The organism is Allotamlana fucoidanivorans (genome assembly GCF_045788535.1).
Classification (GTDB): Bacteria; Bacteroidota; Bacteroidia; order Flavobacteriales; family Flavobacteriaceae; genus Allotamlana; species Allotamlana fucoidanivorans.
Map to the genome: position 1 here is coordinate 1 of NZ_CP074074.1, position 24,266 is coordinate 24,266.

Annotated in this window: 22 protein-coding genes; 16 read left to right on the top strand and 6 right to left on the bottom strand. The window is 33.8% G+C overall.

Features of this window, described 5'->3' with window-relative positions; genetic code table 11:
- The 12 genes from KFZ70_RS00005 (at nucleotide 1) to KFZ70_RS00060 (ending at nucleotide 13,830) form a co-directional block, all read left to right on the top strand.
- A complete protein-coding gene (locus tag KFZ70_RS00005) occupies nucleotides 1-2,376 on the top strand; it encodes a heavy metal translocating P-type ATPase metal-binding domain-containing protein (protein ID WP_139697849.1) in 2,376 nt (791 codons plus the stop codon).
- A 76-nt stretch (nucleotides 2,377-2,452) separates the two neighbouring features.
- A complete protein-coding gene (gene ccoS, locus KFZ70_RS00010) occupies nucleotides 2,453-2,638 on the top strand; it encodes a cbb3-type cytochrome oxidase assembly protein CcoS (RefSeq protein WP_139697851.1) in 186 nt (61 codons plus the stop codon).
- Between the two features lie 11 nt (nucleotides 2,639-2,649).
- Nucleotides 2,650-4,836 carry a cytochrome-c oxidase, cbb3-type subunit I gene (ccoN, locus tag KFZ70_RS00015; RefSeq protein ID WP_139697853.1) on the top strand — a complete coding sequence of 729 codons (2,187 nt, stop codon included), beginning with the start codon at nucleotides 2,650-2,652 and terminating at the stop codon, nucleotides 4,834-4,836.
- Between the two features lie 17 nt (nucleotides 4,837-4,853).
- Nucleotides 4,854-5,042, top strand: coding sequence for a CcoQ/FixQ family Cbb3-type cytochrome c oxidase assembly chaperone (locus KFZ70_RS00020; protein ID WP_139697855.1), 189 nt, complete (start codon nucleotides 4,854-4,856; stop codon nucleotides 5,040-5,042).
- Nucleotides 5,039-5,941 (top strand): cbb3-type cytochrome c oxidase N-terminal domain-containing protein, encoded by a 903-nt coding sequence (locus tag KFZ70_RS00025; protein WP_139697857.1) that lies wholly within the window; start codon nucleotides 5,039-5,041, stop codon nucleotides 5,939-5,941. Before KFZ70_RS00020 ends, KFZ70_RS00025 begins: the two co-directional genes overlap by 4 nt.
- 81 nt (nucleotides 5,942-6,022) lie before the next feature.
- Nucleotides 6,023-7,447, top strand: a complete 1,425-nt coding sequence (gene ccoG / locus KFZ70_RS00030) for a cytochrome c oxidase accessory protein CcoG (RefSeq protein ID WP_139697859.1) — start codon at nucleotides 6,023-6,025, stop codon at nucleotides 7,445-7,447.
- Between the two features lie 16 nt (nucleotides 7,448-7,463).
- Nucleotides 7,464-7,910: a FixH family protein gene (locus tag KFZ70_RS00035; protein WP_139697860.1), complete on the top strand. Its 447-nt coding sequence runs from the start codon at nucleotides 7,464-7,466 to the stop codon at nucleotides 7,908-7,910.
- Nucleotide 7,911: 1 nt separating this feature from the next.
- Entirely contained in the window at nucleotides 7,912-8,613 is a 702-nt protein-coding gene (locus KFZ70_RS00040; RefSeq protein WP_139697862.1) for a sulfite exporter TauE/SafE family protein, read from the top strand.
- Nucleotides 8,614-8,738: 125 nt separating this feature from the next.
- Nucleotides 8,739-9,413: a TetR/AcrR family transcriptional regulator gene (locus tag KFZ70_RS00045; protein WP_139697866.1), complete on the top strand. Its 675-nt coding sequence runs from the start codon at nucleotides 8,739-8,741 to the stop codon at nucleotides 9,411-9,413.
- A 2-nt stretch (nucleotides 9,414-9,415) separates the two neighbouring features.
- The gene (locus tag KFZ70_RS00050) at nucleotides 9,416-11,077 is read left to right on the top strand and encodes a peptidase domain-containing ABC transporter (RefSeq protein ID WP_139697868.1); all 1,662 of its coding nucleotides are present in this window, start codon (nucleotides 9,416-9,418) and stop codon (nucleotides 11,075-11,077) included.
- Nucleotides 11,078-11,080: 3 nt separating this feature from the next.
- Nucleotides 11,081-12,439: an HlyD family secretion protein gene (locus KFZ70_RS00055; RefSeq protein WP_139697870.1), complete on the top strand. Its 1,359-nt coding sequence runs from the start codon at nucleotides 11,081-11,083 to the stop codon at nucleotides 12,437-12,439.
- Nucleotides 12,439-13,830 carry a TolC family protein gene (locus KFZ70_RS00060; protein WP_139697872.1) on the top strand — a complete coding sequence of 464 codons (1,392 nt, stop codon included), beginning with the start codon at nucleotides 12,439-12,441 and terminating at the stop codon, nucleotides 13,828-13,830. The genes KFZ70_RS00055 and KFZ70_RS00060 overlap by 1 nt, the downstream gene beginning before the upstream one ends.
- Before the next feature lie 71 nt (nucleotides 13,831-13,901).
- Here the strand turns inward: KFZ70_RS00060 and KFZ70_RS00065 are convergent, their stop codons facing one another.
- Both KFZ70_RS00065 and hemN read right to left on the bottom strand, forming a co-directional pair.
- A complete protein-coding gene (locus KFZ70_RS00065; RefSeq protein WP_139697875.1) occupies nucleotides 13,902-14,735 on the bottom strand; it encodes a universal stress protein in 834 nt (277 codons plus the stop codon).
- A gap of 64 nt (nucleotides 14,736-14,799) precedes the next feature.
- Nucleotides 14,800-16,164 carry an oxygen-independent coproporphyrinogen III oxidase gene (gene hemN, locus KFZ70_RS00070; protein WP_139697877.1) on the bottom strand — a complete coding sequence of 455 codons (1,365 nt, stop codon included), beginning with the start codon at nucleotides 16,162-16,164 and terminating at the stop codon, nucleotides 14,800-14,802.
- A 123-nt stretch (nucleotides 16,165-16,287) separates the two neighbouring features.
- Between hemN and KFZ70_RS00075 the strand changes: the two genes are divergently transcribed.
- The 4 genes from KFZ70_RS00075 to KFZ70_RS00090 all read left to right on the top strand — a co-directional run bounded on the left by KFZ70_RS00075 (nucleotide 16,288) and on the right by KFZ70_RS00090 (nucleotide 20,541).
- On the top strand, nucleotides 16,288-16,911 hold the full coding sequence (locus KFZ70_RS00075; RefSeq protein ID WP_139697879.1) for a YceI family protein: 624 nt from the start codon (nucleotides 16,288-16,290) through the stop codon (nucleotides 16,909-16,911).
- Between the two features lie 194 nt (nucleotides 16,912-17,105).
- Nucleotides 17,106-18,278, top strand: a complete 1,173-nt coding sequence (locus KFZ70_RS00080; protein WP_139697881.1) for an LETM1-related biofilm-associated protein — start codon at nucleotides 17,106-17,108, stop codon at nucleotides 18,276-18,278.
- A 60-nt stretch (nucleotides 18,279-18,338) separates the two neighbouring features.
- Complete coding sequence (lpxD, locus tag KFZ70_RS00085; RefSeq protein WP_139697883.1) at nucleotides 18,339-19,331, top strand: UDP-3-O-(3-hydroxymyristoyl)glucosamine N-acyltransferase; 993 nt, start codon at nucleotides 18,339-18,341, stop codon at nucleotides 19,329-19,331.
- A gap of 40 nt (nucleotides 19,332-19,371) precedes the next feature.
- Nucleotides 19,372-20,541 carry an acyloxyacyl hydrolase gene (locus KFZ70_RS00090; RefSeq protein ID WP_158293217.1) on the top strand — a complete coding sequence of 390 codons (1,170 nt, stop codon included), beginning with the start codon at nucleotides 19,372-19,374 and terminating at the stop codon, nucleotides 20,539-20,541.
- A gap of 78 nt (nucleotides 20,542-20,619) precedes the next feature.
- Here KFZ70_RS00090 and KFZ70_RS00095 read toward each other — a convergent pair whose 3' ends face one another.
- The 4 genes from KFZ70_RS00095 to KFZ70_RS00110 all read right to left on the bottom strand — a co-directional run bounded on the left by KFZ70_RS00095 (nucleotide 20,620) and on the right by KFZ70_RS00110 (nucleotide 24,180).
- A complete protein-coding gene (locus KFZ70_RS00095) occupies nucleotides 20,620-21,375 on the bottom strand; it encodes a LytTR family DNA-binding domain-containing protein (protein WP_139697887.1) in 756 nt (251 codons plus the stop codon).
- An 81-nt stretch (nucleotides 21,376-21,456) separates the two neighbouring features.
- Nucleotides 21,457-21,792, bottom strand: coding sequence for a 2TM domain-containing protein (locus KFZ70_RS00100; protein WP_139697889.1), 336 nt, complete (start codon nucleotides 21,790-21,792; stop codon nucleotides 21,457-21,459).
- An 8-nt stretch (nucleotides 21,793-21,800) separates the two neighbouring features.
- Nucleotides 21,801-23,138, bottom strand: a complete 1,338-nt coding sequence (locus tag KFZ70_RS00105; RefSeq protein WP_139697891.1) for a 2TM domain-containing protein — start codon at nucleotides 23,136-23,138, stop codon at nucleotides 21,801-21,803.
- Between the two features lie 313 nt (nucleotides 23,139-23,451).
- Nucleotides 23,452-24,180 (bottom strand): energy transducer TonB, encoded by a 729-nt coding sequence (locus tag KFZ70_RS00110; RefSeq protein ID WP_139697893.1) that lies wholly within the window; start codon nucleotides 24,178-24,180, stop codon nucleotides 23,452-23,454.
- Nucleotides 24,181-24,266 lie beyond the last annotated feature (86 nt).

Consider the following 24,266-nt stretch of genomic DNA (forward strand, 5'->3'; position numbering starts at 1 on the left):
ATGGAGCATAGCACATGTTTCCACTGTGGACTGGACGCTTCTTCCTCAAGAATTGTCTATGATAATAAGTCGTTTTGTTGTAACGGTTGTAAAACTGTATACGACATTTTCTCTGCGAACAACCTAACTTGTTATTATGATTTACAACAGGCTCCTGGAGCTACTCCAAAAGAAGTTGAAGGCAAATACAATTTTTTAGAAAATGAGAAAATTGTGGAACGTTTGTTAGAGTTTAATGATGAAAACATTCAAATTATAACGCTTTATATACCCCACATTCACTGTAGTTCGTGTATATGGATTTTAGAAAACTTAAATAAATTACAAGCTTCGGTTGGTTCTTCTATTGTGAATTTTGGAAAGAAAACCGTTCGAATTTCATATAACCCAAATAAGCTCTCCTTAAAAGAATTAGTTAAATTATTAAGTAGTATTGGCTATGAGCCTTTTATAAGTTTAGATGACTACAGTGTAGGCAAAAAAAATATAGACCGCTCCTTGATTTACAAACTCGGTGTGTCTGGGTTTGCCTTCGGAAATATCATGTTTTTGTCATTCCCCGAATATTTTCAGGTGAGTGGTTTTTGGATTGAAAAATACGCCCCTCTTTTCAGGTGGCTTATGTTTAGTTTTTCCCTTCCCGTTATTTTTTACTGTGCTCAAGATTATTTTATTTCAGCCTATAAAGGTCTAAAATCTAAAATATTAAATATAGATGTTCCCATAGCTCTTGGAGCTTCTGTACTATTCTTAAGAAGTACATTTGAAATTATTTTCAATATAGGAACAGGCTTTTTTGATAGTCTTTCAGGATTAATTTTCTTTCTACTTCTTGGCAAATTCTTTCAACAGAAAACCTATAACTTTTTATCCTTTGAACGGGATTACAAATCCTATTTTCCAATTGGAATTACCAAAATTTCTTCGGAAGGACAAGAAACATCCATTCAAGTATATGATATTAAAAAAGGTGACCGATTACTTATTAGAAACGAAGAACTCATTCCCGTTGATTGCATTTTAATAAAAGGTAAAGCCAGAATTGATTATAGTTTTGTTACAGGAGAATCTGACCCCGTTTCAAAACAATCTGGCGACAAATTATTTGCAGGAGGAAAACAACTTGAAGGCAGTATTGAAGTAGATGTTTTAAAAACAGTTGAGCAAAGTTATTTAACCCAACTATGGAGTAACGATGTATTTAACACCAATAAAGAAGATAGATTTACCTCCATAACAAATGCCATAAGCAAACAATTTACAATTATCATTTTAAGCATTGCTTTTATAGCCACGGCCTACTGGATGTATGTAGATTCGTCAAAAGCACTTAATGTTTTTACAGCCGTGCTTATTATTGCCTGTCCCTGCGCTATTGCCTTGGCTGCACCATTTACCTTTGGAAATTTACTTCGGATATTTGGTAAATTAAAATTCTATGCCAAAAATGCCTCTGTAATAGAACAGCTGGCCACTATCAACACCATTATTTTTGATAAGACAGGTACTATAACAGCAAATAAAGAAACAACCATTGAATATAACGGCATACACCTATCTAATGAAGAAGAAAGGTTATTAAAGAGCACCCTAAGAAATTCAAACCACCCGTTGAGCCGGTCTTTATATGCCCTTTTAAAAGAAAATGACATTATCGCTTTAGAAGACTATCAAGAACATATAGGAAGTGGCATTGAAGCAAAACACAAGCAACATACTATTAAAGTTGGCTCTGCTCCTTTTGTTGGATTGCAGGCAGAAAATGTGAGCTTAAATACAGCCGTGCACATTAGTTCTAATAATACATATAAGGGAAAATTTACCTTTTATAACAGCTACCGAAAAGGGCTTTCAAAACTGTTCAACCAACTGAAAAAAAATTACGACCTAGTTATTTTATCGGGTGATAATGCTGGAGAAAAAGAAAATCTAACCAAATTACTTCCTGCCAAAACCAAATTATTTTTCAATCAAAAACCTGAAGATAAACTAGAATACATCAAACATCATCAGAGTTCAGGAGCAAAAGTTTTAATGATTGGTGATGGTCTTAATGACGCCGGTGCTTTAGCGCAAAGTGATGTTGGCATAGCCATTTCTGAAAACGTTAATGTTTTTTCACCGGCGTGCGATGTCATTTTAGACGCCTCAAAATTCAATCAACTTTACGCCTTTATAAAAGCATCAAAGTCTGCTGTAAAAATCATAAAATGGAGCTTTGTTCTTTCATTCATATATAATAGCATAGGTCTTTATTTTGCAATTACTGGGCAATTAGCACCTGTAATAGCTGCCATATTAATGCCTTTAAGCTCAATAAGCATTGTTGTGTTTACCACCGTAACCACCAATATTTTGGGCAAAAAACTAAAATAAGCTTGGCAAAACATGATAAATGTCATATTTTAGAAAACGGTTTGAAAGTAATTTTGACCTGTAACTTCAATTAGGTATGAGTGTTATTTATATATTGCTGGCTATTAGCATAGTAGTTGCTATAGGCTTTTTTGTTGCTTTTGTATTTGCCGTAAGAAGCGGACAATATGATGATAGCTATACCCCTTCCGTTCGTATGTTATTTGATGACGAACTCATAAAAGAAAAACCAAAAGAATCAATACTAACCAAAAAAGATTAACAATTACTATTATGGAAATGCAACAATTTCATTACGATAATAAGATCGTTACCAAATTCCTCTATGCCACAATAATTTTTGGTGTGGTGGGAATGGCTGTGGGTTTATTACTCGCTTTTATGTTTCTATTCCCCAATCTAACAGATGGCATTTCGTGGCTTAGTTTCGGTAGATTAAGACCGTTGCATACCAACGCTGTTATATTTGCATTTGTTGGAAACGCCATGTTTGCAGGTGTATATTACTCCTTGCAGCGTTTACTAAAAGCACGTATGGCCAGTGATTTATTAAGTAATATAAACTTTTGGGGCTGGCAACTTATTATTGTAGCCGCAGCTATTTCATTACCTCTAGGGTTTACAACATCAAAAGAATATGCTGAGCTAGAATGGCCTATAGATATTGCTATTGCTTTAGTTTGGGTTGTTTTTGGTGTAAACATGATTTGGACTATTTTAAAACGTAGACAACGCCATCTTTATGTGGCTATTTGGTTTTACCTTGCCACATTTGTCACTGTTGCAGTACTTCATATTTTTAACAGTTTAGAACTTCCTGTAAGTGCCATGAAGAGTTACTCTGTTTATGCTGGTGTTCAGGATGCCTTGGTGCAGTGGTGGTATGGCCATAATGCGGTTGCATTCTTTTTAACAACACCCTTCTTAGGGCTTATGTACTATTTTGTACCTAAAGCAGCTAACAGACCCGTGTATTCTTATCGATTATCTATAGTACACTTTTGGTCCTTAATATTTATTTACATCTGGGCAGGGCCACACCACTTGTTATATACAGCATTACCAGAATGGGCTCAAAACTTAGGAGTTGCTTTTTCTGTTATGCTATTGATGCCTTCTTGGGGTGGTATGATTAATGGCCTTTTAACCTTACGTGGCGCATGGGATAAAGTAAGAACAGATCCTGTTTTAAAATTTATGGTGGTAGCTATTACAGGATATGGTATGGCTACATTTGAAGGCCCAACACTTTCATTAAAAAATGTAAATGCTGTGGCGCATTTTACAGATTGGATTATTGCTCACGTTCACGTTGGTGCCTTAGCGTGGAATGGATTTATGGCTTTTGGTATTATTTATTATTTAATTCCTCGTTTATTCAAAACAAGATTATACTCCTTACCGCTAGCTAATTTACATTTCTGGCTAGGTACTTTAGGTATTATTATTTATGCCCTTCCTATGTATGTGGCTGGGTTTACACAATATTCCATGTGGCAACAGTTTAACCCTGACGGTACATTGGTTTATGGTAACTTCTTAGAAACAGTTACTGAGATTATCCCTATGTATTGGATGCGTGCTATAGGTGGCACACTATACATTACAGGATTGCTTATTTTGGTTTATAATATAGTTGTCACCATTAAACAAGGTAGCAAAGTTGAAGATGAGCTTGCCGAAGCACCGGCACTTGAAAAAGTAACTAACAAACGTACCGTAAATGAAGGCTGGCATACTTGGTTAGAAAGAAGACCAATTCAATTAACAATATTGGCTACCATAGCTATTTTAATTGGAGGTGTCATTCAAATTGTACCTACTATTATGGTGAAATCAAACATACCGACCATAGCAAGTGTAAAACCATACACTCCTCTTGAATTAGAAGGTCGTGATATTTATATTAGAGAAGGTTGTGTAGGCTGCCACTCTCAAATGATTCGTCCATTTAGACATGAAGTAGAGCGTTATGGTGAATATTCAAAAGCAGGAGAGTACGTGTACGATCATCCATTTTTATGGGGTAGTAAACGTACAGGACCAGATTTACATCGCCTAGGGCAAAAGTATTCTGATAATTGGCATTTTAATCATATGTATGACCCACAAAGCACCTCATCTGGTTCCATTATGCCACGTTACCCATGGTTAATCACAGGGAAAAGCAGTAAGTTAGATAAATCTCAAACCGAAGCCAAAATGAAAACCATGGTATCATTAGGTGTGCCATATTCAGATGAAGATATTTCTAATGCGCAACAAAGTATGGATGAGCAAGGAGCTCAGATTGAAAAGAATTTATATTCTGATCCCGATTTTGTTTCAGCCTATGAAGCTGATAAAAAATCGGCTGCTGAAAACGGTGAAGATTTCATCGAAATGAAAAACAGAGAAATTGTAGCCTTAATTGCTTATCTACAACGATTAGGAACTGATATTAAAGTTGATGTTCAGTAATCACCAAAACGAATAACATGCTAAAATACATCAAAAATCACATGGAAACCATAGCAGGTATAGAGGTATACCCTATTATTTCCTTGCTCATCTTTTTTATATTTTTTGTAGCCTTGTTTTGGTGGGTCATTACCGCAAAAAAAGACTATATAAAAACTGTTAGTAACCTTCCATTAGACAACCACCAAAACGACGATATATTATGAGAAATTTAGTTCCATCTTGGATTCGTGTTCCAATCATATTTTTTATCATCTTCGGAGCCGTTGAATTCTTTATAGACTCAGGAGATAAACCCGCATTTGTTGAATACCCAGCAGTTCTACTTTTCTTATTATTAGTTCTGTTAATTCTTATTGCCATAGAGGCCATAATTGGGGCTTTAGAAAATGTGATGCTTCATAAACTTGATGAAGAAGCCAAAGCCCGATTTTTAGCAGAAAAAGAAAGTGCCGTACAGTTTGCCTGGCTAAAAGAAACCTATAAAAAACTTCTAGGACAAAAACCATTAGAAGAAGAAGGCGAAATTATTTTAGACCATAATTATGATGGTATTAAGGAGCTAGACAACAATTTACCGCCATGGTGGTTATATGGTTTCTATATTTCAGTTGTATTTGCGGCTTTTTATTTGTTAAGATTCCATGTATTTAATGGCCCATCGCAAATAGATGAATTAGAGACCGAATTAGCTGAAGCGCGTATTGCCATTGAAGAATACAAAAAAACAGCAAAAGATTTAGTAGATGTAAATACCGTTACACAATTAACCGATGCTAATGATTTGGCCGCAGGTAAAAAAACATTTGAAACCAATTGTGTGGCTTGTCACATGATTGACGGTGGCGGTGGTATTGGCCCCAATTTAACAGATAAGCATTGGATTTTAGGAGGTGATATTAAAAGCATCTTTAAAACCATATCAGAAGGTGGACGTTCAGGAAAAGGTATGATTGCCTGGAAAACACAGTTAAAACCTGCAGAGATTGCTCAAGTAGCATCATATATATTAACGTTTCAAGGGACCACGCCCGCAAACCCTAAAGCTCCCGAAGGTGATATTATTGTGGAACCCGAAGCAGCAATAGAAAACGCAACTGAATAACATAACAGTTGTATATAACTAAATAAGCAGGATTGGCTTCAAGAAATCTAACCGCTTCTTGAAGCCTTAAATAAAAATAAATTGGAGACCCCAGAACACGAAATATTCAGAGATTCCATTGGTACAATTACTGAAGATGGGAAAAGAGCATGGGTTTTTCCTAAAAAACCTAGCGGTAAATACTACCAATACCGCAAATTGGTTAGTTATATCCTACTGGCCATACTCCTACTGTCTCCGTTTATAAAAATTAACGGGAACCAATTTTTAATGTTCAACGTTTTAGAGCGTCGCTTTAATATTTTTGGTTTTCCTTTTTGGCCGCAAGATTTTCATCTCTTTGTGATTTCTATGCTCATAGGCGTTATTTTTATCACTTTATTTACGGTGGCCTTTGGTAGAATTTTTTGTGGGTGGATTTGCCCCCAAACCATTTTCATGGAAATGGTATTCAGAAGAATTGAATATTGGATTGAAGGCGACCGAAATAAACAGCGTAAATTAGCTCGACAAAAATGGGATGCTGAAAAAATAAAAAAGAAAGGACTCAAGTTCTTAATATTCGCTATCATTTCTTTTATTATAGCCAATGTCTTTTTAGCCTATTTAATAAGTAGTGATAAACTAATTCAATATATCACAGATGGCCCCACTGAGCATTTTAGCACTCTTATTTCGCTCACCATATTCACAGCCGTTTTTTATTTTGTTTTTGCTTGGTTTAGAGAACAAGTTTGTGTGATTGCCTGTCCGTATGGTCGGTTGCAAGGTGTATTGTTAGATACTAAATCCATTGTTGTTGCTTATGATCATAAACGCGGAGAAGGCAAAAATGGACGAAAAAAATTCAGAAAAAATGAAGATCGCACTGCTTTAGGTTTTGGTGATTGTATTGATTGTTTACAATGTGTTCATGTTTGCCCCACAGGTATAGATATCAGAAACGGAACCCAACTGGAATGTGTAAATTGTACTGCTTGCATTGACGAATGTGATCATATTATGGAAAGCATCAACCTTCCTAAAGGATTAATTCGTTACGCCAGTGAAGAAAACATTAAGAATAAAACCCCCTTTAAACTCACGCCCAGAATGAAAGGCTACATTGCCGTTTTAGCCATCATGACTGGTTTGTTAATTGGTATGCTATTTTTAAGAAATGATGTTGAAGCTAATGTTTTAAGATTACCAGGGCAGCTTTATGAACATAAAGACAATAATATAATTAGTAATGTTTTCACTTATAAACTAGTCAATAAAACCTCTAGGGATATTGAAAATGTGTCTTTAAAATTGATGTCACACCAAGGTGAGCTAAAACTTGTGGCTACAAGTGATAATTTTGTAGTGCCTAAACAAGGTATAGCTGAGGGGACGTTATTTGTGGAGATTAATAATGCCGCATTGTCTGGTGATAGGAATAAAATTAAAATTGGCGTTTACGAAGATGATAAACTCATTGAAACAACCACGGCAAACTTTTTAGGCCCAAGAAGTTTCAAATAACTAAAAAAGTAGAATAATGAAGATTAGTTGGGGAACAGGAATAGTATTGGCATTCGTCGGATTTATTTCCTTTATCATGTACTTTATTGTAACCATGAATGTGAATAAGGATTTTGAACATGAACTGGTTACTGATGATTATTATGCTGAAGAATTGGCATATCAAAATGACATTAACAAGCTTAATAATGCGAAAGGTTTAGCTGAAAACATAAGTTACAGTAAAACCAATGAAGGCTTAATGATTACGTTTCCCAAGACATTTGATTATAAAAATATTTCAGGAAAAGTGTTCCTATATAGACCATCTAACAAACAACTAGACTTTGAAACTGCTATTTCATTGTCTAATCCTTATTTGCTCATACCTGACAATCGTTTGGTAGATGGTCGTTGGAACATTAAAATAGATTGGCAATATAAGGGAAATTCTTATTTATTTAAACAGGCAATAACATATTAATATGTTGGTCTCTGCCTTCATATTAGGTTTACTAGGTAGTTTTCACTGTGTAGGCATGTGTGGCCCTATTGCTTTTATGTTGCCGGTAGATAGACATAACCATTTAAAAAAAATAATTCAGATTTCCATTTACCACTTCGGCAGACTGATGTCTTACACCATCATTGGTCTTATTTTTGGATTAATAGGTAAAAGTCTTTTTATTTTTGGATTTCAACAGCAATTATCTATTAGCATTGGGGTGCTCATGATTTTAGCCGTGGTTATTCCGCAAAAGACATTAAACACATTTAATATTTCTAAGCCTATATATTTAGCAATAGGAAAAATTAAATCTTCTTTAGGTAAAGCACTTAAGAAAAAAACGGCTGATACTTTTTTGACCATAGGTTTTTTAAATGGTTTTTTACCTTGCGGATTAGTTTATATGGCTGTTTTTGCGTCTTTAGCCAGTGGAGGGGCTCTAAAAGGAAGTCTGTATATGATACTTTTTGGACTAGGCACTATCCCTTTAATGACCACAGCCATATATTTTAGTCAGCTTTTAAAACATTCCGTAAGACAACGCATCCAAAAAGCTATTCCTTATGTTGTGATTTTCATTGGCTTATTATTTATTATTCGTGGTCTTGGATTAGGTATTCCATACTTGTCTCCTGCTCCGATTACAGACAATATCTCCAGCTCTATGGAGTGTCACTAACAACCTGCTTTAAGAACACTTACCACATTCCAAATCTTTTCTTTGTTAATATTAACATAAATTTAATATATGAAAACCCAGAATTAATAGCAATACTATTATTTTTGAAATTAAAATTATTAAATATGAAAAGTTTACTCTCTAACTTAAAAATAGCCGTACCAGAGAAAATCTTTGTGAAAGACCCTGAATCGTCTAAACTAGGTAAACGTATTATAGAGTATAGTATTTCTCTTATAGATGAATTAGGGTTTGAAAGCTTTACTTTTAAAAAACTTGGACAAGCAATTGACTCCAATGAAAGTTCAATTTATAGGTATTTTGAGAGTAAACACAAACTTCTTTTGTATCTTTCTTCATGGTATTGGGCCTGGATAGAATACCAATTAGTATTTGAAACCCACAACATTACCAACCCCAAAGAAAAATTATTAAAAGCTATTGATGTTGTATGCAGAACAACACAAGAAGACTCTAAATATTCTCATATTAATGAAGTTATTTTAAATAGAATTATTATCAATGAAAATTCAAAATCCTTTTTAACTAAAGAAGTTGATCAGGAAAATAAAGATGGTTATTTTGTAATTTATAAACGCGTAGTGAATAGATTGACCGACATGATTTCTGAAGCTAACGTAACATATAACTATCCGTCCTCATTAGCCACCACTATTATTGAAGGTGGATTACATCAACATTTTTTAAAGGATCACTTTTCATCAATAACCAACTGTAAAGAAGATACGTTGACTGTTAGCTTTTTTATTCATTTAGCCTTAAACACTTTAAACATTTAATTATGGCGAAACCTATTATGACGCCTTGGCGTCGTTTACTTGGCCTACTGCAATTAGAAAAAAAAGACATATTGCAAATTTTTTATTATGCCATATTTTCAGGCGTAATATCCCTGTCATTACCTCTAGGAATACAAGCCATTATTAATTTAATTCAGGGGGCTCAAGTATCTACGTCTTGGGTGGTTTTAGTTGTATTAGTTACCATAGGAGTAGCCTTTTCGGGTGCGTTACAACTCATGCAATTACGCATTATTGAAACCATTCAACAGCGTATATTTACAAGATCATCGTTTGAATTGAGTTACCGATTCCCAAAGATTAAAATGGCTAAGCTACGCGATTATTATCCGCCTGAACTTGCCAATCGTTTTTTTGATACTTTAACCATTCAAAAAAGTTTATCAAAAATATTAATTGATGTGCCTACCGCTATTCTTCAAATTGTTTTTGCGCTTATTCTACTATCCTTTTACCATCCATTCTTTATCGTTTTTGGCTTACTGCTTCTTATGCTCATTTTTGTAGTATTTAAATTCACAGCACGTAAAGGACTAGAAACTAGCTTAAAAGAATCAAAAAACAAATATAAAGTAGCACACTGGATTCAAGAAATTGCCAGAACGGTAATCAGTTTTAAACTATCAGGAAGCACAAACTTGGGAATCTCAAAAAATGATGACTTAGTATATAATTACCTTATAGCAAGAGAAAACCATTTTAAAATATTAATGCTTCAGTTTATACAAATGATTAGCTTTAAGGTTATTGTAACAGCAAGCTTATTATTAATTGGAGGTGCTTTAGTTTTAAATCAGGAAATGAATATTGGGCAGTTCGTGGCTGCCGAGATTATTATTCTTCTCGTTATCGCCTCTGTTGAAAAGCTTATTTTAGGTTTAGAATCTTTCTATGACACCTTAACATCTTTAGAAAAAATAGGTGAAATAGTTGACAAAGATTTAGAGAGTCAAACAGGTAGCAGACCACAATTTTCAAAAGGCATTCATATTGAATTAGATCATGCTTCTTACGAAGTTTCAAATCGTGATAAGCATATATTGAAAGACATTTCACTTAAAATTAATCCTAATAGCAGAATTCTAGTAAAAGGTGAAAGTGGTGCTGGAAAATCAACGTTGCTCCGATTAATTTCTGGCGTTATTGAGGCTACATCTGGTAATGTATACATAAACGACATGTCTATAAGTAGTTTACATTTAAACTTCTATAGATCGCAACTTGGCTTGTCTTTATCTGATGAAACTCCTTTTGAAGGTTCTATTAAAGACAATTTAACTTTTGGCAATCCATTAATAACCGATGACGACATTTTTGAGGTAATAGATCTGGTTGGACTGAAATCGTTTATAAAAGAGCAACCTGAAGGACTAGACACCATACTTTATCCAGATGGAAAACGCATGTCATACACACTTTCAAAGAAACTTGTATTGGCAAGAGCCATTTTAAAGAAGCCAAAGGTTTTAATTCTTGAAGATCCCCTAGATCGATTTAACAAAGCTGAAACCGTATCTATTGTTAGATACTTAACTCATAAAGATCGCCCGTGGGCTTTGGTGGTTGTAGCTAGTAGCAGTGCTTGGAGTAATGAGTGTTCTGAAATAATAACCCTAGAAAAAGGTAGAATAAAAAACGATTAAGTCATGCTAAACATTTCTCATAACCAGTTGAATAAAACCATTGACTTATCAAAATTTAAGTCTGGCAAAAACGTTATAGACAAAACTTACTATAAGTATATTAACAAGTTTCTGTTAACAGCGGCTGTTATTTTAGTCATTGTTCTTTTTCTCCCTTGGACACAAAACATTACAGGGTCGGGTATGGTAACTACCTTAAAACCAAATCAAAGACCTCAACACATCATGTCTCAAATTCCTGGTAGAATTGAAGAGTGGTATGTTATGGAAGGGGACTCTGTAAAAAAAGGAGATACCATTTTAAGAATTTCAGAAATTAAAAGCGAATACTTTGATGACAAACTAGTTGAACGAACCAATGAACAAATTCAAGCAAAAGCATCATCAGTTACAGCTTATGGTGGTAAAGTTGAAGCGTTAAAGCGACAAATTATCGCTCTACAAAATGAACAAAAACTTAAGTTACAACAAACGGAAAATAAGTTGCTTCAGGCTCATTTAAAAGTAAAAAGTGATAGTATAGATTTAGAAGCTGCTAAAACCAACTTAACCATTGCGCAACGTCAGTATGACCGCATAGAAACGCTGCAAAATGAAGGCTTAAAAGCCCTTAAAGATGTTGAAGAAAAAAGGCTAAAACTTCAGGAAACGCAAGCAAAACTCATTTCTCAAGAAAACAAATATGTAGCAAGTAAAAATGACGTTATTAACGCTAAAATTGAATTATCAAGAGTAAAAGCTACATATAGTGATAAAATTTCAAAGGCCCAAAGCGATATGTATACGGCCCAATCTGGAGGTTTTGATGCTAAAGCTCAGGTTACCAAATTAGAAAACACCTACTCTAATTATAAAAAGCGCAATAGCCTCCTTTTTGTAACAGCACCGCAAGACGGGTTTATCAATAAAACCGTCACCGATGGTATTGGTGTTACCTTTAAAGAAGGAGAAGAACTGGTTAGCATTATGCCAGCAAATTATGAACTCGCCGTTGAAACCTATGTAAGACCTATTGACCTACCGCTTTTACACAAAGGCGAAAAAGTAAGAGTACAGTTTGATGGTTGGCCCGCTATTGTTTTCAGTGGTTGGCCTAATGTTTCTTACGGCACGTATGGAGCCAAGGTGGTGGCTATTCAAAATTTCACAAATGAAGATGGTAACTATAGAGTACTTCTGGCTCCTGATGAACAGGATCATGAGTGGCCCAAGGCCATAGGTGTGGGATCTGGAGCAAGAACCATAGCACTGCTAGAAGATGTCCCTATTTGGTTTGAATTATGGAGACAAATTAATAGTTTTCCTCCCAACTATTACAAACCAGAAGGAACCCTTGATAAAGTCACTAAAAAAAATAAATAATGAGAACAATAATCCTCTTATTCGTGTTCTTTACTTCCATATGTACCGCACAGGATAGTACATCTGTAATCACCTTATCAGAGTACTTAGGGTATGTTAAATCCTTTCATCCCATTGTAAAACAGGCTCATTTGGTTATTAGTGAAAGTGAAGCCAAATTATTGAAATCACGTGGTGCTTTTGATCCCAAATTAGAAGTAGATTATGATAGAAAAAAATTCAAAAACACCGAATATTATGACAAACTAAATGCCGCATTTAAAATCCCCACTTGGTTTGGTGTTGAATTGAAAGGTAATTTTGAAGAAAATACAGGTGCTTATTTAAATCCAGAATCAAATGTTCCTATTGACGGTTTGTATAGTGTTGGTGTTTCTGTCTCTGTAGCAAAAGGTTTGCTCACCAACCAACGTATGGCTATGCTAAGACAAGGAAAACTTTTTGTAAAACAGGCAAAGGCAGATCAAAAACTACTGGTTAATAACATTTTATATGAGGCTACTAAAACCTATTTCAATTGGCTTAAAACCTACAACGAAAAACAAGTTTATAATGACTTTTTAAAAAATGCACAATTGAGATTTGATGGTATAAAGAAAGGTTATGAAGTAGGGGACAAACCAGCCATTGACACTTTAGAGGCAAGAATAGCATTAAACAACCGAAAATTAAGCCTTGAAAAAGCACGTATTAAATTCATTAAGTCGTCTTTAGAATTATCCAACTATCTGTGGTTAAATGACAATACACCCATAGAAATAAAAGAAGGCATTATTCCGGATGTGAATACTGTTGCTATTATTGACAACACATTAAATACCTCAGCACTTGATGTTGAAAGTCTTATTTTAGACGAGCACCCAAAGCTTCAGTCCTTAGATTTTAAGTTTCAAAGTTTAACCATTGACAAACGCTTAAAAGCAAACAATTTATTGCCTCAAATAGATTTGCAGTACAATTTTTTATCAGAAACACCAGACATTGCCAGTTCGTTTAACACCGCAGCATACAAAAGTGGTGTAAACATTAGTTTTCCACTTTTCTTGAGAAAAGAACGAGGAGACTTAAAACTGGCTAAATTAAAAATACAAGACACCCAGTTTGAAATTCAATCAACCCGTGTGGCTTTAAAAAATAAAATTGAAGCCATTAATCAAGAATTAAAATCATTTGAAATTCAAACCAATTACACCTTTGATATTGTTGAAGATTACAAGAATATGCTAAATGCAGAAGAGCGTAAGTTCTTTGTTGGCGAAAGTTCACTTTTTTTAGTTAATTCTCGCGAATCAAAACTCATCGATGCAAAACTTAAAGCCATTTCATTAGAAAATGAATATTTTATTACAAAAGCCAATTTGTTCAATATTCTGGCTGCATCTACATTATAAGAAAAGGAGACATCTAAAAGTATCTCCTTTTCATTTGAGTTAGTCACTACTTATAACTACAATGAGCTATGTTATATTTTGAATGTGATAACAGGTAATGTTGAGTGGTTAGCCACATCCTCTCCTACACTTCCTTCAAAAAAGTGCGCTAATCCCTTTTTTCCATGTGTAGGCATGGCTATCAAATCTGCACCAATTTTATTAGCGCAGTTTAGAACGCCATCCTCAACAGTATAATCTGACACGTAATGCACATCTTTCATTTTACCTAAATGACCTTCCGCTTTTGTAAAAAACTTTACAACTTGATTTTCTATCTCAACGGTACTTTTAAATCTATCATTAGGCAAATTAACATACACCATATATACTTTCGAGTTCATTTTTTCAAACAATTTAACCGCCTTCAAATAAGATGGTATATTTTTCTCCGAAAAATCACTTGCCAGTACAACCACTCCAAAATCTACATTCATCAAATTATTCTTAACCACCAAAACAGGTATATCTGCACTTCTTACAACACGTTCTGTATTCGATCCTATAAAAAATTCTTTAAATCCGCTTGCGCCATGTGATCCCATTACAATCAAATCGGCATCATTTTTTAAAGCGACATCATTCACTTCACTAAACACCTTAAAATGTTTAATTATAGGTACTACCTTGACATCTTGTAAATAATCTTTGTTTAAAAATTCTTCAAATTTTTTCTCTGCCAATTGAATGAAAAAAACGGCTTTTTGGTTTTGAAGTCCATCAGATGCAGAAAGCATAATATCAGACATTTCGAGCATATGTAAAGCTAAAAGCTCCGCATTGTATTTTTTGGCCAACTTGGCTGCAGTTTCTAAAGCGTATTCTGAGTGTTTAGAAAAATCAATAGGAACAATAATTCGTTTCATGAGTCTTGGTTTTAATCCCAATATCTCGGGATGTTATACAAATATCAATACAATCACATAACTGCTACACCGTCATTGAAAACAACTGCGTATCTGGTTTATTTCGTTGCAATAACACATCAAAAGCCATACAAATGTTTCTAACAAATGGTTGTCCTTTTAATGTCACCTTTACAGATTGCTCATCAATTGTTAACAATCCGTCATTTTCCATTTCCTTTAAGCGAATTAAAGCATCTGGCAATTCATTAAAATACCCTTCATCAGAGTGCCATGATGTTTCAAACTGACACATCAAATTGAGAATATGTCGTCGTATAATCAAATCTTCATCATTCAAAATATGACCTCTATAAACAGGTATGGTATTCTCTTTAAGATGATCATAATACGCCTCGATTGATTTTACATTTTGCGCAAACCCATACCAGCTATCACTTATTGATGACACTCCTAAACCAATCATGGCTTGTGTTTTTGAAGCAGTATACCCCATAAAATTACGATGCAACCTTCTTGTTTTCATCGATTCATAAAGAGAATCAGAGGTTAAAGCAAAATGATCCATACCTATTTCCTCATATCCTACTTCGGCTAACAACTGCTTGCCTAATTCATATTGACTACGCTTTAAGTCGGCCGACGGCAAATCTGACTCTTTGAAGCCACGTTGTCCATTCCCTTTTATCCATGGAACATGAGCGTAGCTATAAAATGCCAGTCTATCAGGCAAGAGGGCTTTTGTTTTCATAATCGTTTCCTTAACATGCTCTAAGGTTTGAAAAGGCAACCCGAAAATAATATCATGTCCTACAGAGGTATAACCTATGACTCTTGCCAATGCTGTTGCCTTTTTTACATTTTCAAAAGGCTGAATTCTGTGAATCGCTTTTTGCACCGTTTCATTATAATCTTGAACGCCGTAACTTACACGTCTAAATCCTACATCATATAACGCTTGTAAATGCTCTCGAGTTGTATTATTAGGGTGTCCTTCAAAACTAAACTCGTGGTCTTCTGCTTTTATAGCATCTTTTAAAATACCCTCTATTAATTGCTTTAAATGGTCTGGACTAAAAAAAGTAGGGGTACCTCCACCCAAATGCAATTCTTTTATAATGGGCTTTTCGTCAAACAGCTCTAAATATAGTTGCCATTCTTTTAGTACCGCCTCAATATAGGGAGATTCTACGCTATGTTGTTTTGTAATGCGCTTATTACAGCCACAAAAGGTGCACAAACTTTCACAAAATGGTAAATGAATATAAAGGCTTATCCCTTCCTTTGAATTACTTTCTATAAATGATTGCTTTAACGATAATTTCCATTGTTCTAATGAAAATGTAGCATTATCCCAGTATGGCACCGTTGGGTAACTTGTATAACGAGGACCTGCAATATTATATTTATTGACTAATGAATTTAACATACCTAACCATTCTACTTCAAAAATATGACATAAAAGTACTTTAAAATATGATATAAGTCATGGGAGATATTTGCTTTTACGTTATGAATGACTTAATTTCGAATATTCAAAAAAACAAGAAAAATGAAAAATTTAAGTATCCTTTTTATTGCTATAGCTATCGGTTTAACGTCTTGTAAGAATGATAAAAAAGAAGTTAAAAAAGAAGCCGAGGAAACCACTATAACTGCTGAAAAATTTGTAGTTAAACCAGAAGCCACTTCAGTAACATGGACCGCTTATAAAACAACAGATAAAAAAGGAGTTGGTGGAGAGTTTACCGTTTTAAAATTTGACAACAAAGAAGGAGCATCTGTAGAAGAGGCCTTAAATAACTTAAGTTTTTCAATTCCAGTTAGCAGCCTCTTTACGAAAGATGAAGGGAGAGATGCCAAAATAAAAGAGTTCTTTTTTGGAGCTATGCTTAATACCGATTTAATAACAGGCATTATAAAATATGAAGGAAATACGGCTGTAGCCTCATTAACTATGAACGGGGTTACCCATGATTTGCCTTTAAATGTTTCTATCACCGATGAAAGAAGAGTTAGCCTAACAGGCACCATGAACTTAAAAGACTGGGATGCTTTAAGAGCACTAGCTTCATTGAATAAAGTATGTTTTGATCTACACAAAGGTGAAGACGGTATTAGTAAAACCTGGGAAGACGTTGCCATTGAGGTAAACACCTTTTTACGTAAAAATTAAAACCATAACATGTCCAGATAGCATATTATAAATAGGCTTTTCTGCAAGATTAAGGTGGGCTAAGAATGTATTTTCAGCCCACCTTAATGGTATATATAAACAGCTTTTACTTTAAAAACACAATTTCATAGAGTAAGAGTTGGGCTTTATTTTTCTGAAAATACTATTTTTACAACATCATTATAACTGTTATCATGAACCCTTCATCGGCTGGTTGGATAAAAAAAGTGCTCAATGAAATTACTAAAAACAATTTGTTTTTAAGTTTTAGTCAGGAGCAATTTTATGATGAACTTAGGCACAGTGGTTTTATCTATGGAACCAATTTAGATGTCGTTGCTCAAGTTTTTCCAAAACGAGATTTAACTGAGGAAGAACTGTGTAAAGTTAATTTCTTACTGGCTTTATTTTACAGCTATACAAATACAAAAACAGACATTCCCTTTGTTGAAAGCATTATTAATTTTTATACAACTATTGATGATATTAAGACCTCCTTTTTTGAAGAGTTATTAGGCGACAAAAAATCAAGCGAACAACTTGAAAAAATTATTCACAAACGTATTCAAATTGACGATAATATACTAACCAAAAATTTTAATTATTTTGTTATTAATGCGTTGCTCTATGTTGATGTTTTAGCTTTTAACGTGTTTTTAAAATCGAAAACTATTAAACTTGACTATTTAAAACATCTAGAAGCTTCTATTGTTGCTATTACACTTGATGTTTTAAATTCAAAAGAATTAAAAAACCAATATGATGAAAGCTTAATTAAACTTTTTGAATCGTCTTTAAGATACCGAGATGCAAAAACCATTTCGTATGAAAAAGCCGTTAAGCATGTAAAAAACGAACAGGAAAAGTTTTATCTTTTAGATTTGGCTTGCATGGCTACTTGGAGCGACCAAATGATTGACCTTAAAGAACAACAATTTTTAGAAAAATTAGGGGCAGATTTACAACTAGAACTTTCAAGAATAAATCAATCTATCAGATCTGTTAATAAATTTTATTCTAGCAATAAAGAAAAGATACCCCTGTTAAGTTCAAAAAATATTGTTCAAAGTTTTTATAATAATTCTAGTAAAATGGTTCATAAACTTATTACTAGAAACAGCAAACGCTTATATCAGGAAATAAAAGACAGTAAAGAGCTTATGGTTCTTATATCACAGTCTACGATAAGAGATTTAACAAAAGAAGAACAAAAAAAGGTACAAGAGCAACTCTTAGATATTTTTAAATCTATTCCTAGTTTAGCCATTTTTTTATTACCTGGTGGCGCCTTGTTATTACCTTTGGTAGTTAAGTTTATCCCGAAACTTTTACCGTCTGCTTTTGATGAAAACCGGATTAATGATTAAAAACTGTACTATTTAGTTTTTTTCATTTAGTTTTACACAGTCTACAAATGAAATACCAGCATGATATCATATACCATTGAGGAAATTAACGCTGTTTTAAACGGAATATTGGTTGGCTCAACCTCACAAAAAATTGAAGGCCCCGAAGAACTACAAAAAGCTAAAAACCATCATATAACATTTATTGGAAGCGCCAAATACGAAAAGTACTGGGCAGACTCTGAGGCATGTGCTGCTATAGTTAATGCATCTATTACTATTGAACCAGGCAACAATAAAGCTTTCATAAAAGTACCAAATGCCGATTTAGCCATGGCACGTATTTTAGAACTTTTCAACCCAGAGCCGCCTATTTTAGATTTTGATATTCATCCCTCGGCAGTAGTTCATACATCAGCCACTATTGGCAGCAATTGTAAAATTGGCCCCCATTGCTATATTGGAAAAGACGTTGTTATTGGTGATAATACCATTCTATATCCAAACGTTTCTATTTTTGATGAAAGTACTATTGGTACTAACTCTATAATTTGGTCAGGCACTGTTATTAGAGAACGTTGTGTTATTGGTAATCATTGTATTTTCCATACCAATGTTAGTATTGGTGCTGATGGGTTTGGTTACAGACCAAGTGATGACGGACGTGGGTTAGTCAAAATTCCTCAAATAGGAAACGTAATTATAGGTCACCATGTAGAAATAGGCGCAAATACTTGTATTGACAGAGCAAAGTTTAGTTCTACTCTAATTGGAGATGGGACAAAAATTGATAATTTAGTTCAAATTGGTCACAATAGTATTTTGGGGCGTTCATGCATCATCGCTGGACATTCGGGAATATCTGGTTCTGTCACGCTTGGAGATGGGGTTATTATTGGTGGTGCTTCATCTGTTAAAGATCACGTAACCATACATTCAGGCGCCACGGTTGGAGGAAAATCAGGTGTTATTAGTGATGTGAAATCTGGACAAACCGTATTAGGATTTCCTGCGCAAGAAGCCAGAGAAACACTAAAACAATGGGCCATAATAAAACGACTAGCAAAAAAATAATATAAAAAACAACACTCTTTTTTTATAAATGCAAAATAATATGAAAAAGAACATTACCCGCACAATTAAAACTATTCTATGGATTACTATATTAATCTTTAGTTTTAAAAATTACATGTATTCGCAAAATGACACTAAAAAAGGCACCTTTAAGACCTTAACTGTGACAGGTCATTCAGGAGCCCATATTTATACAGGTGAATCACTTTCTGAAAAATTACAATATGGGTATGGTGGTGTGAACTTAAAATTTTCTTGGGTCCCGAACAAAGAAGACGACTGGTCTTTAGATACAGGATATGCTGCATATGGTATAGGCTTTTATACGGCCAACATTGGCGACCCCGAAGTTTTTGGTAATCCTCATGCTTTATTTGGTTTTATAAACTTCTTTTTAAGCAAGCCTTATAGACGAAATGTTTTAGAACTAAGTCCGGCATTTGGTCTAACATATAACCTCGAGCCATACAACCCTGAAACCAACCCTTTTAATGATGCTATAGGTGCAAAAATGGCTGTTTATTTTAGTGTAGATTTTGTAGGAGCCTATAAGCTTAACCGCGAAATAGATCTTATTTACGGCGTTGATTTTAAACATTTTAGTAATGGTAGAACATTCACCCCTAATTTTGGATTAAACATGTTTGGTTTTAACGGAGGTATGCGATACAACTTTAATACAAACCAAAAAAGACTTGATAGAGATCCTTATACTACCAATGTTGTGTCTTCCAGATTTATGAGACCTGAACGCCCAAAAACCAGAAAAAACGACTTCAATAATTCTGTAGATGTATATGCGGCATTAGGTGTGGTTCAAAATGAGGCAGACAAAGGGACCAATAGACAATTTGGTACTTTCTCCGGAACCATTGATTACAGAAGATATTTTAATAGAATGCATGGTATTTCTGCGGGGTTAGATTTCTTTTTTGATAATTCCTTATCGGAAAAATACCCAGAAACTTCTGATCGGTTTTTACTAGCCTTTCATTATGGATATGATTTTATGTTTCAACGATTTGATATTCGCTTAAATGTTGGGCATTACCTTACAGATGACAGAGGTAAAGGTAATTTCTTTCTAAGACCTGCTTTACAATATGAAATAAGCAAAAGCTTTTATGCCCAATTTGGTTTAAAAACAAGTGCTGGAGCCGCGGCCGATTGGATTGAATTTGGAGTTGGTATAAAACCGTTTAAGTGGTAAACCCCTTAAATAAAACTTCAGTTTTATAAGTAGGGAAATAAAAACTCAAATGAATTAAAATATGAGTTTTTTATTTCCTTACTCAAGCCAAGTTTTAAAATCTTTTACACGTTCTCTGGCAACAATAAGCTCTTGGTCTTTGTAGTGTTTCAATTTTATTTGAAGTCGGGAATTGGTATAACTCACCATATCATTAATAGCATTTACGTTAACAAAAAACTTTCTATTAATTCTAAAAAACATTTGAGGTTCTAACTCTCCTTCTAATTGTTCTAATGTGACATCAAGTAAATAGTTTCTATGATCTACGGTATAAACGTATGTTCCCTTATTTTCACTGTAAATGCATTCAATATCATCAATATTGATTAATTTTAAATGGTGACCAACTTTTACTGAAAAACGTTTTTTGTATTCTCTATCTATTGGGTTTACAAGCAATTGTTTTATATCACTAAAATCTAAAGTTACCACTTGTTTTTGTGGCATCCGTTCTTTGTATTTTTCAACAGCCTTTACAAGCTCCGCTTCATCAATGGGCTTTAATAAATAATCAATACTATTAAGTTTAAACGCCTGAAGAGCATATTCATCATAGGCCGTTGTAAATATTATAGCCGATTTAATTTTATGGTTCTCAAAAATTTCAAAGGATAAACCATCACTTAATTGAATATCCAAAAAAATCAAATCTGGATGCACATTATTTTGAAACCAATCAATGGACTCTTCAACGGAATGTAACATAACTTCTACTTTCACACCCAATGTATTTAGTATACGTTGCAAACGTCGTGCTGATGGTTTTTCATCTTCAATAATTATAACTTTCATAACTACTTTATTATCAAGTTGATGTTTCCTGCTTATCTTCCTTCATATATTCTTGTTCTTGATACGTGTCAGCTTTCATAATTAATTATACTTCCCACGTTGATGCTTTTCTTTTTCCATATACTCTCTCAATTTCCGTTCTTCCCAAGAATTACTGAAAAACAGATTTTTTCCGAAAACACATAATGCATGAAAGACTAGTCCAATTCCCCAAAATATGGGAGTTGAAAAGGTACCAAAATTCCAGAAATTATTGGTATTCACTCCAATCATAACGATTAAAAAAACATTTACTACAACATACCAGAAGGCATGCCAATAAAAACCTTTTTCTTCTTTTAAGCGCTTTTCAGCTCTCAAATAGGCTTCTTCTTTTTTGTAATTTTCACGGTGTTGTTGTATCTCTTGATTTTCCATTTTCACCTCTAGTTTTCATTTTTCATTTCTTCATTCATATACTGTTCAATCTTACGTTTTTCCCAGCTTCTTCCAAAGGCACCATCATTCACAAAAACGCGAAAAGCATGAATGACTATACCGATTCCCCAACCAAACATTGGAAACCAAAACCACTTAAATCCCCAGTAGGTTTTGTAATTGATAAAGATTAAAAATGGAATAACTATTATATAAGATGCTATACTGCAATAAAAAGCTTTTAGCTCCTCAACATGTTTTCTGGCTCTTAAATAACTATCATCTATTTGGGGTTGTGATTTTGATCTCATAACTGATATTTGTTTGGTAAGCATTGGTATAGACACAGCAAAATGATTACTATCTTTATCTATACTTACTTGCTTATTTGTTAATAAATCGTAGCGTTGTTTGATATTACTCAAACCTACTCCGCTACTTTTTTTGACTATTTGTTTTGGCTGAAGGTTATTTTGAACTACCAAACTACCTTCGTCTTCATATATGTTTATATGGAGAGGCTTGCTAGCGGTAACCATATTATGTTTTACGGCATTTTCAAGTAACAGCTGTAAAGATAAAGGCACCACTTTACTATCAGGGTTTGACGCCTGCTCAGGCATTGTAAAAACTATGCTATCTTCAAAACGCATTTTTAATAAAGACATATAGGTTTTGGCAAATTGTAACTCTTCATCAACGGTTACTAGTTCTTTATTTTTTTGCTCTAGCACATAACGGTATACTTTGGATAAACCCGTTGTAAATTTTTGTGCATTTTCAGGGTTTTCTTCAATTAGGCTTGTTAACACATTTAAGCTGTTAAATAAAAAATGAGGATCTAGTTGATTTTTTAAGGCATCAAATTTTGCACTTGCAGTACCAGCAATAACTTTTTGCTCTTTTATTCTGTTTTGTTGATACCGGTTGTAAAAATAAATACTGTGAAAAACTGTTACCATAGCCAATGTAATCCATAATCCAAATTGGTAATCACCTAATTCATCTTGGGCAAGAAACTCTTCAAAAGAAATACCAACATACAATACCGCAGTTGCAGCTCTTAATAAAAATAGACCAATTAAGGTTAAAACCACACATCCAACCACACCAATAAGTACCCGCTTTGTAGTATCTCCTTTTTTCCATTGACGTTGTTCTAGATAATCAAAGAAAAACATGTTGGTGTATCCTAATACAAAAGAATACAATTGATAAAAAGCAAACGCGATAAAAAAGCTTTTACTACTCTTATACTGAAAACCATTTGAAAGGAAACTTCCAATAATGAACACCACCACACCAATGGCAAATGCAACTATTATATTTCTAACTGATTTTCTCACACTTCTTATTTCTTAAATTTAATATCTTTTTAAACTACACCAAGCTATATTTCTTCTCTTTTCACCTTACTAAATTCTACCATTAAATTTTGCAAAAAAACGCAACAGCCTATTTTGTTTGTTCCTTGTTTTGTATGGTGTTAATTATGTAGCAAATATGACATAACTAAATGATATGATAAAAATCGTTTTACCCAATTGTTCATTTTATCAGATGAATTGTTACTTTAAAATTATAAAAACAAAAAGACAGCCTAAAAAAAATTTTAGACTGTCTAACTGATTTTAAATCTGACTAATTCAAAAAATATCGTTATCCTTCTTGAAACTTAAAGAAGATAGGAATTGCATAAGCAACTTTTACGGGTTTACCTCTTTGTTTACCTGGTTGCATTTGAGGTAGTTTACTAATGATGCGTTCTGCTTCTTTTTCTAGAATCTTATCTGGTCCCCTAGATTTTATACCTGTAATATATCCGTTTGAGCCAATCACAAAAATCACAGAAACTCGGCCTTGAATACCTAAATCAAGTGCTTCTTGCGGATAGGTAAAATGATTCTTAACATGAGCCTGCATTTTTTCTTGAAAACATGCTTTCGTCTTTTGCTTTGATAAACCTTCGCAGCCAGGAAAAACAGGTACATCTTCTATAACAGCAAAGGCTACTTGAACCTCTTCTTCAACTTCTTCAACAACTACATCACTCACTTCAACGGGATCGGCAATAGCCGTTTCTTGAGTAATTTCTGTACTTTCAATTACAGTTTCTTCAATTTCTTTTGAATCATCAACTATTTTCATAGTCTCTGACACAACTGCGGGAGGTGGTGGTGGCGGCGGCGGCGTATTGACATTTACAATAGGAATTTCCTCTTCATGTTCTTTATTCATGCTTAGAACTTCAATTTCAACATCTTCCTTATCATATGTTTTATATTCTATTAACTGCCAAGATAATAATAGCATCAAGTTTAATCCTATAGCAAAATACAAGCTGCTATTTCTCCCAATTTCCATCTCTGGGTTTTTTTTAGCTTTCATGATAATATGCTTTAAATTGATAAACTCTTTTCTTTTAATCCATATATTAAATTTATCAAATTCTCATTTTATACGCTATGATTTTT

What these genes read in the sequence shown, in the direction of transcription:
- KFZ70_RS00020 (WP_139697855.1), top strand. Translation starts at nt 4,854, where the DNA reads ATGCTAAAATACATCAAAAATCACATGGAAACCATAGCAGGTATAGAG.
- KFZ70_RS00065 (WP_139697875.1), bottom strand. Translation starts at nt 14,735, where the DNA reads ATGAAACGAATTATTGTTCCTATTGATTTTTCTAAACACTCAGAATAC.
- ccoN (WP_139697853.1), top strand. Translation starts at nt 2,650, where the DNA reads ATGGAAATGCAACAATTTCATTACGATAATAAGATCGTTACCAAATTC.
- KFZ70_RS00035 (WP_139697860.1), top strand. Translation starts at nt 7,464, where the DNA reads ATGAAGATTAGTTGGGGAACAGGAATAGTATTGGCATTCGTCGGATTT.
- ccoS (WP_139697851.1), top strand. Translation starts at nt 2,453, where the DNA reads ATGAGTGTTATTTATATATTGCTGGCTATTAGCATAGTAGTTGCTATA.
- KFZ70_RS00100 (WP_139697889.1), bottom strand. Translation starts at nt 21,792, where the DNA reads ATGGAAAATCAAGAGATACAACAACACCGTGAAAATTACAAAAAAGAA.
- KFZ70_RS00095 (WP_139697887.1), bottom strand. Translation starts at nt 21,375, where the DNA reads ATGAAAGTTATAATTATTGAAGATGAAAAACCATCAGCACGACGTTTG.
- KFZ70_RS00110 (WP_139697893.1), bottom strand. Translation starts at nt 24,180, where the DNA reads ATGAAAGCTAAAAAAAACCCAGAGATGGAAATTGGGAGAAATAGCAGC.
- KFZ70_RS00040 (WP_139697862.1), top strand. Translation starts at nt 7,912, where the DNA reads ATGTTGGTCTCTGCCTTCATATTAGGTTTACTAGGTAGTTTTCACTGT.
- KFZ70_RS00075 (WP_139697879.1), top strand. Translation starts at nt 16,288, where the DNA reads ATGAAAAATTTAAGTATCCTTTTTATTGCTATAGCTATCGGTTTAACG.
- KFZ70_RS00025 (WP_139697857.1), top strand. Translation starts at nt 5,039, where the DNA reads ATGAGAAATTTAGTTCCATCTTGGATTCGTGTTCCAATCATATTTTTT.
- KFZ70_RS00050 (WP_139697868.1), top strand. Translation starts at nt 9,416, where the DNA reads ATGGCGAAACCTATTATGACGCCTTGGCGTCGTTTACTTGGCCTACTG.
- lpxD (WP_139697883.1), top strand. Translation starts at nt 18,339, where the DNA reads ATGATATCATATACCATTGAGGAAATTAACGCTGTTTTAAACGGAATA.
- KFZ70_RS00090 (WP_158293217.1), top strand. Translation starts at nt 19,372, where the DNA reads ATGAAAAAGAACATTACCCGCACAATTAAAACTATTCTATGGATTACT.
- KFZ70_RS00060 (WP_139697872.1), top strand. Translation starts at nt 12,439, where the DNA reads ATGAGAACAATAATCCTCTTATTCGTGTTCTTTACTTCCATATGTACC.
- KFZ70_RS00080 (WP_139697881.1), top strand. Translation starts at nt 17,106, where the DNA reads ATGAACCCTTCATCGGCTGGTTGGATAAAAAAAGTGCTCAATGAAATT.
- KFZ70_RS00005 (WP_139697849.1), top strand. Translation starts at nt 1, where the DNA reads ATGGAGCATAGCACATGTTTCCACTGTGGACTGGACGCTTCTTCCTCA.
- hemN (WP_139697877.1), bottom strand. Translation starts at nt 16,164, where the DNA reads ATGTTAAATTCATTAGTCAATAAATATAATATTGCAGGTCCTCGTTAT.
- KFZ70_RS00055 (WP_139697870.1), top strand. Translation starts at nt 11,081, where the DNA reads ATGCTAAACATTTCTCATAACCAGTTGAATAAAACCATTGACTTATCA.
- KFZ70_RS00045 (WP_139697866.1), top strand. Translation starts at nt 8,739, where the DNA reads ATGAAAAGTTTACTCTCTAACTTAAAAATAGCCGTACCAGAGAAAATC.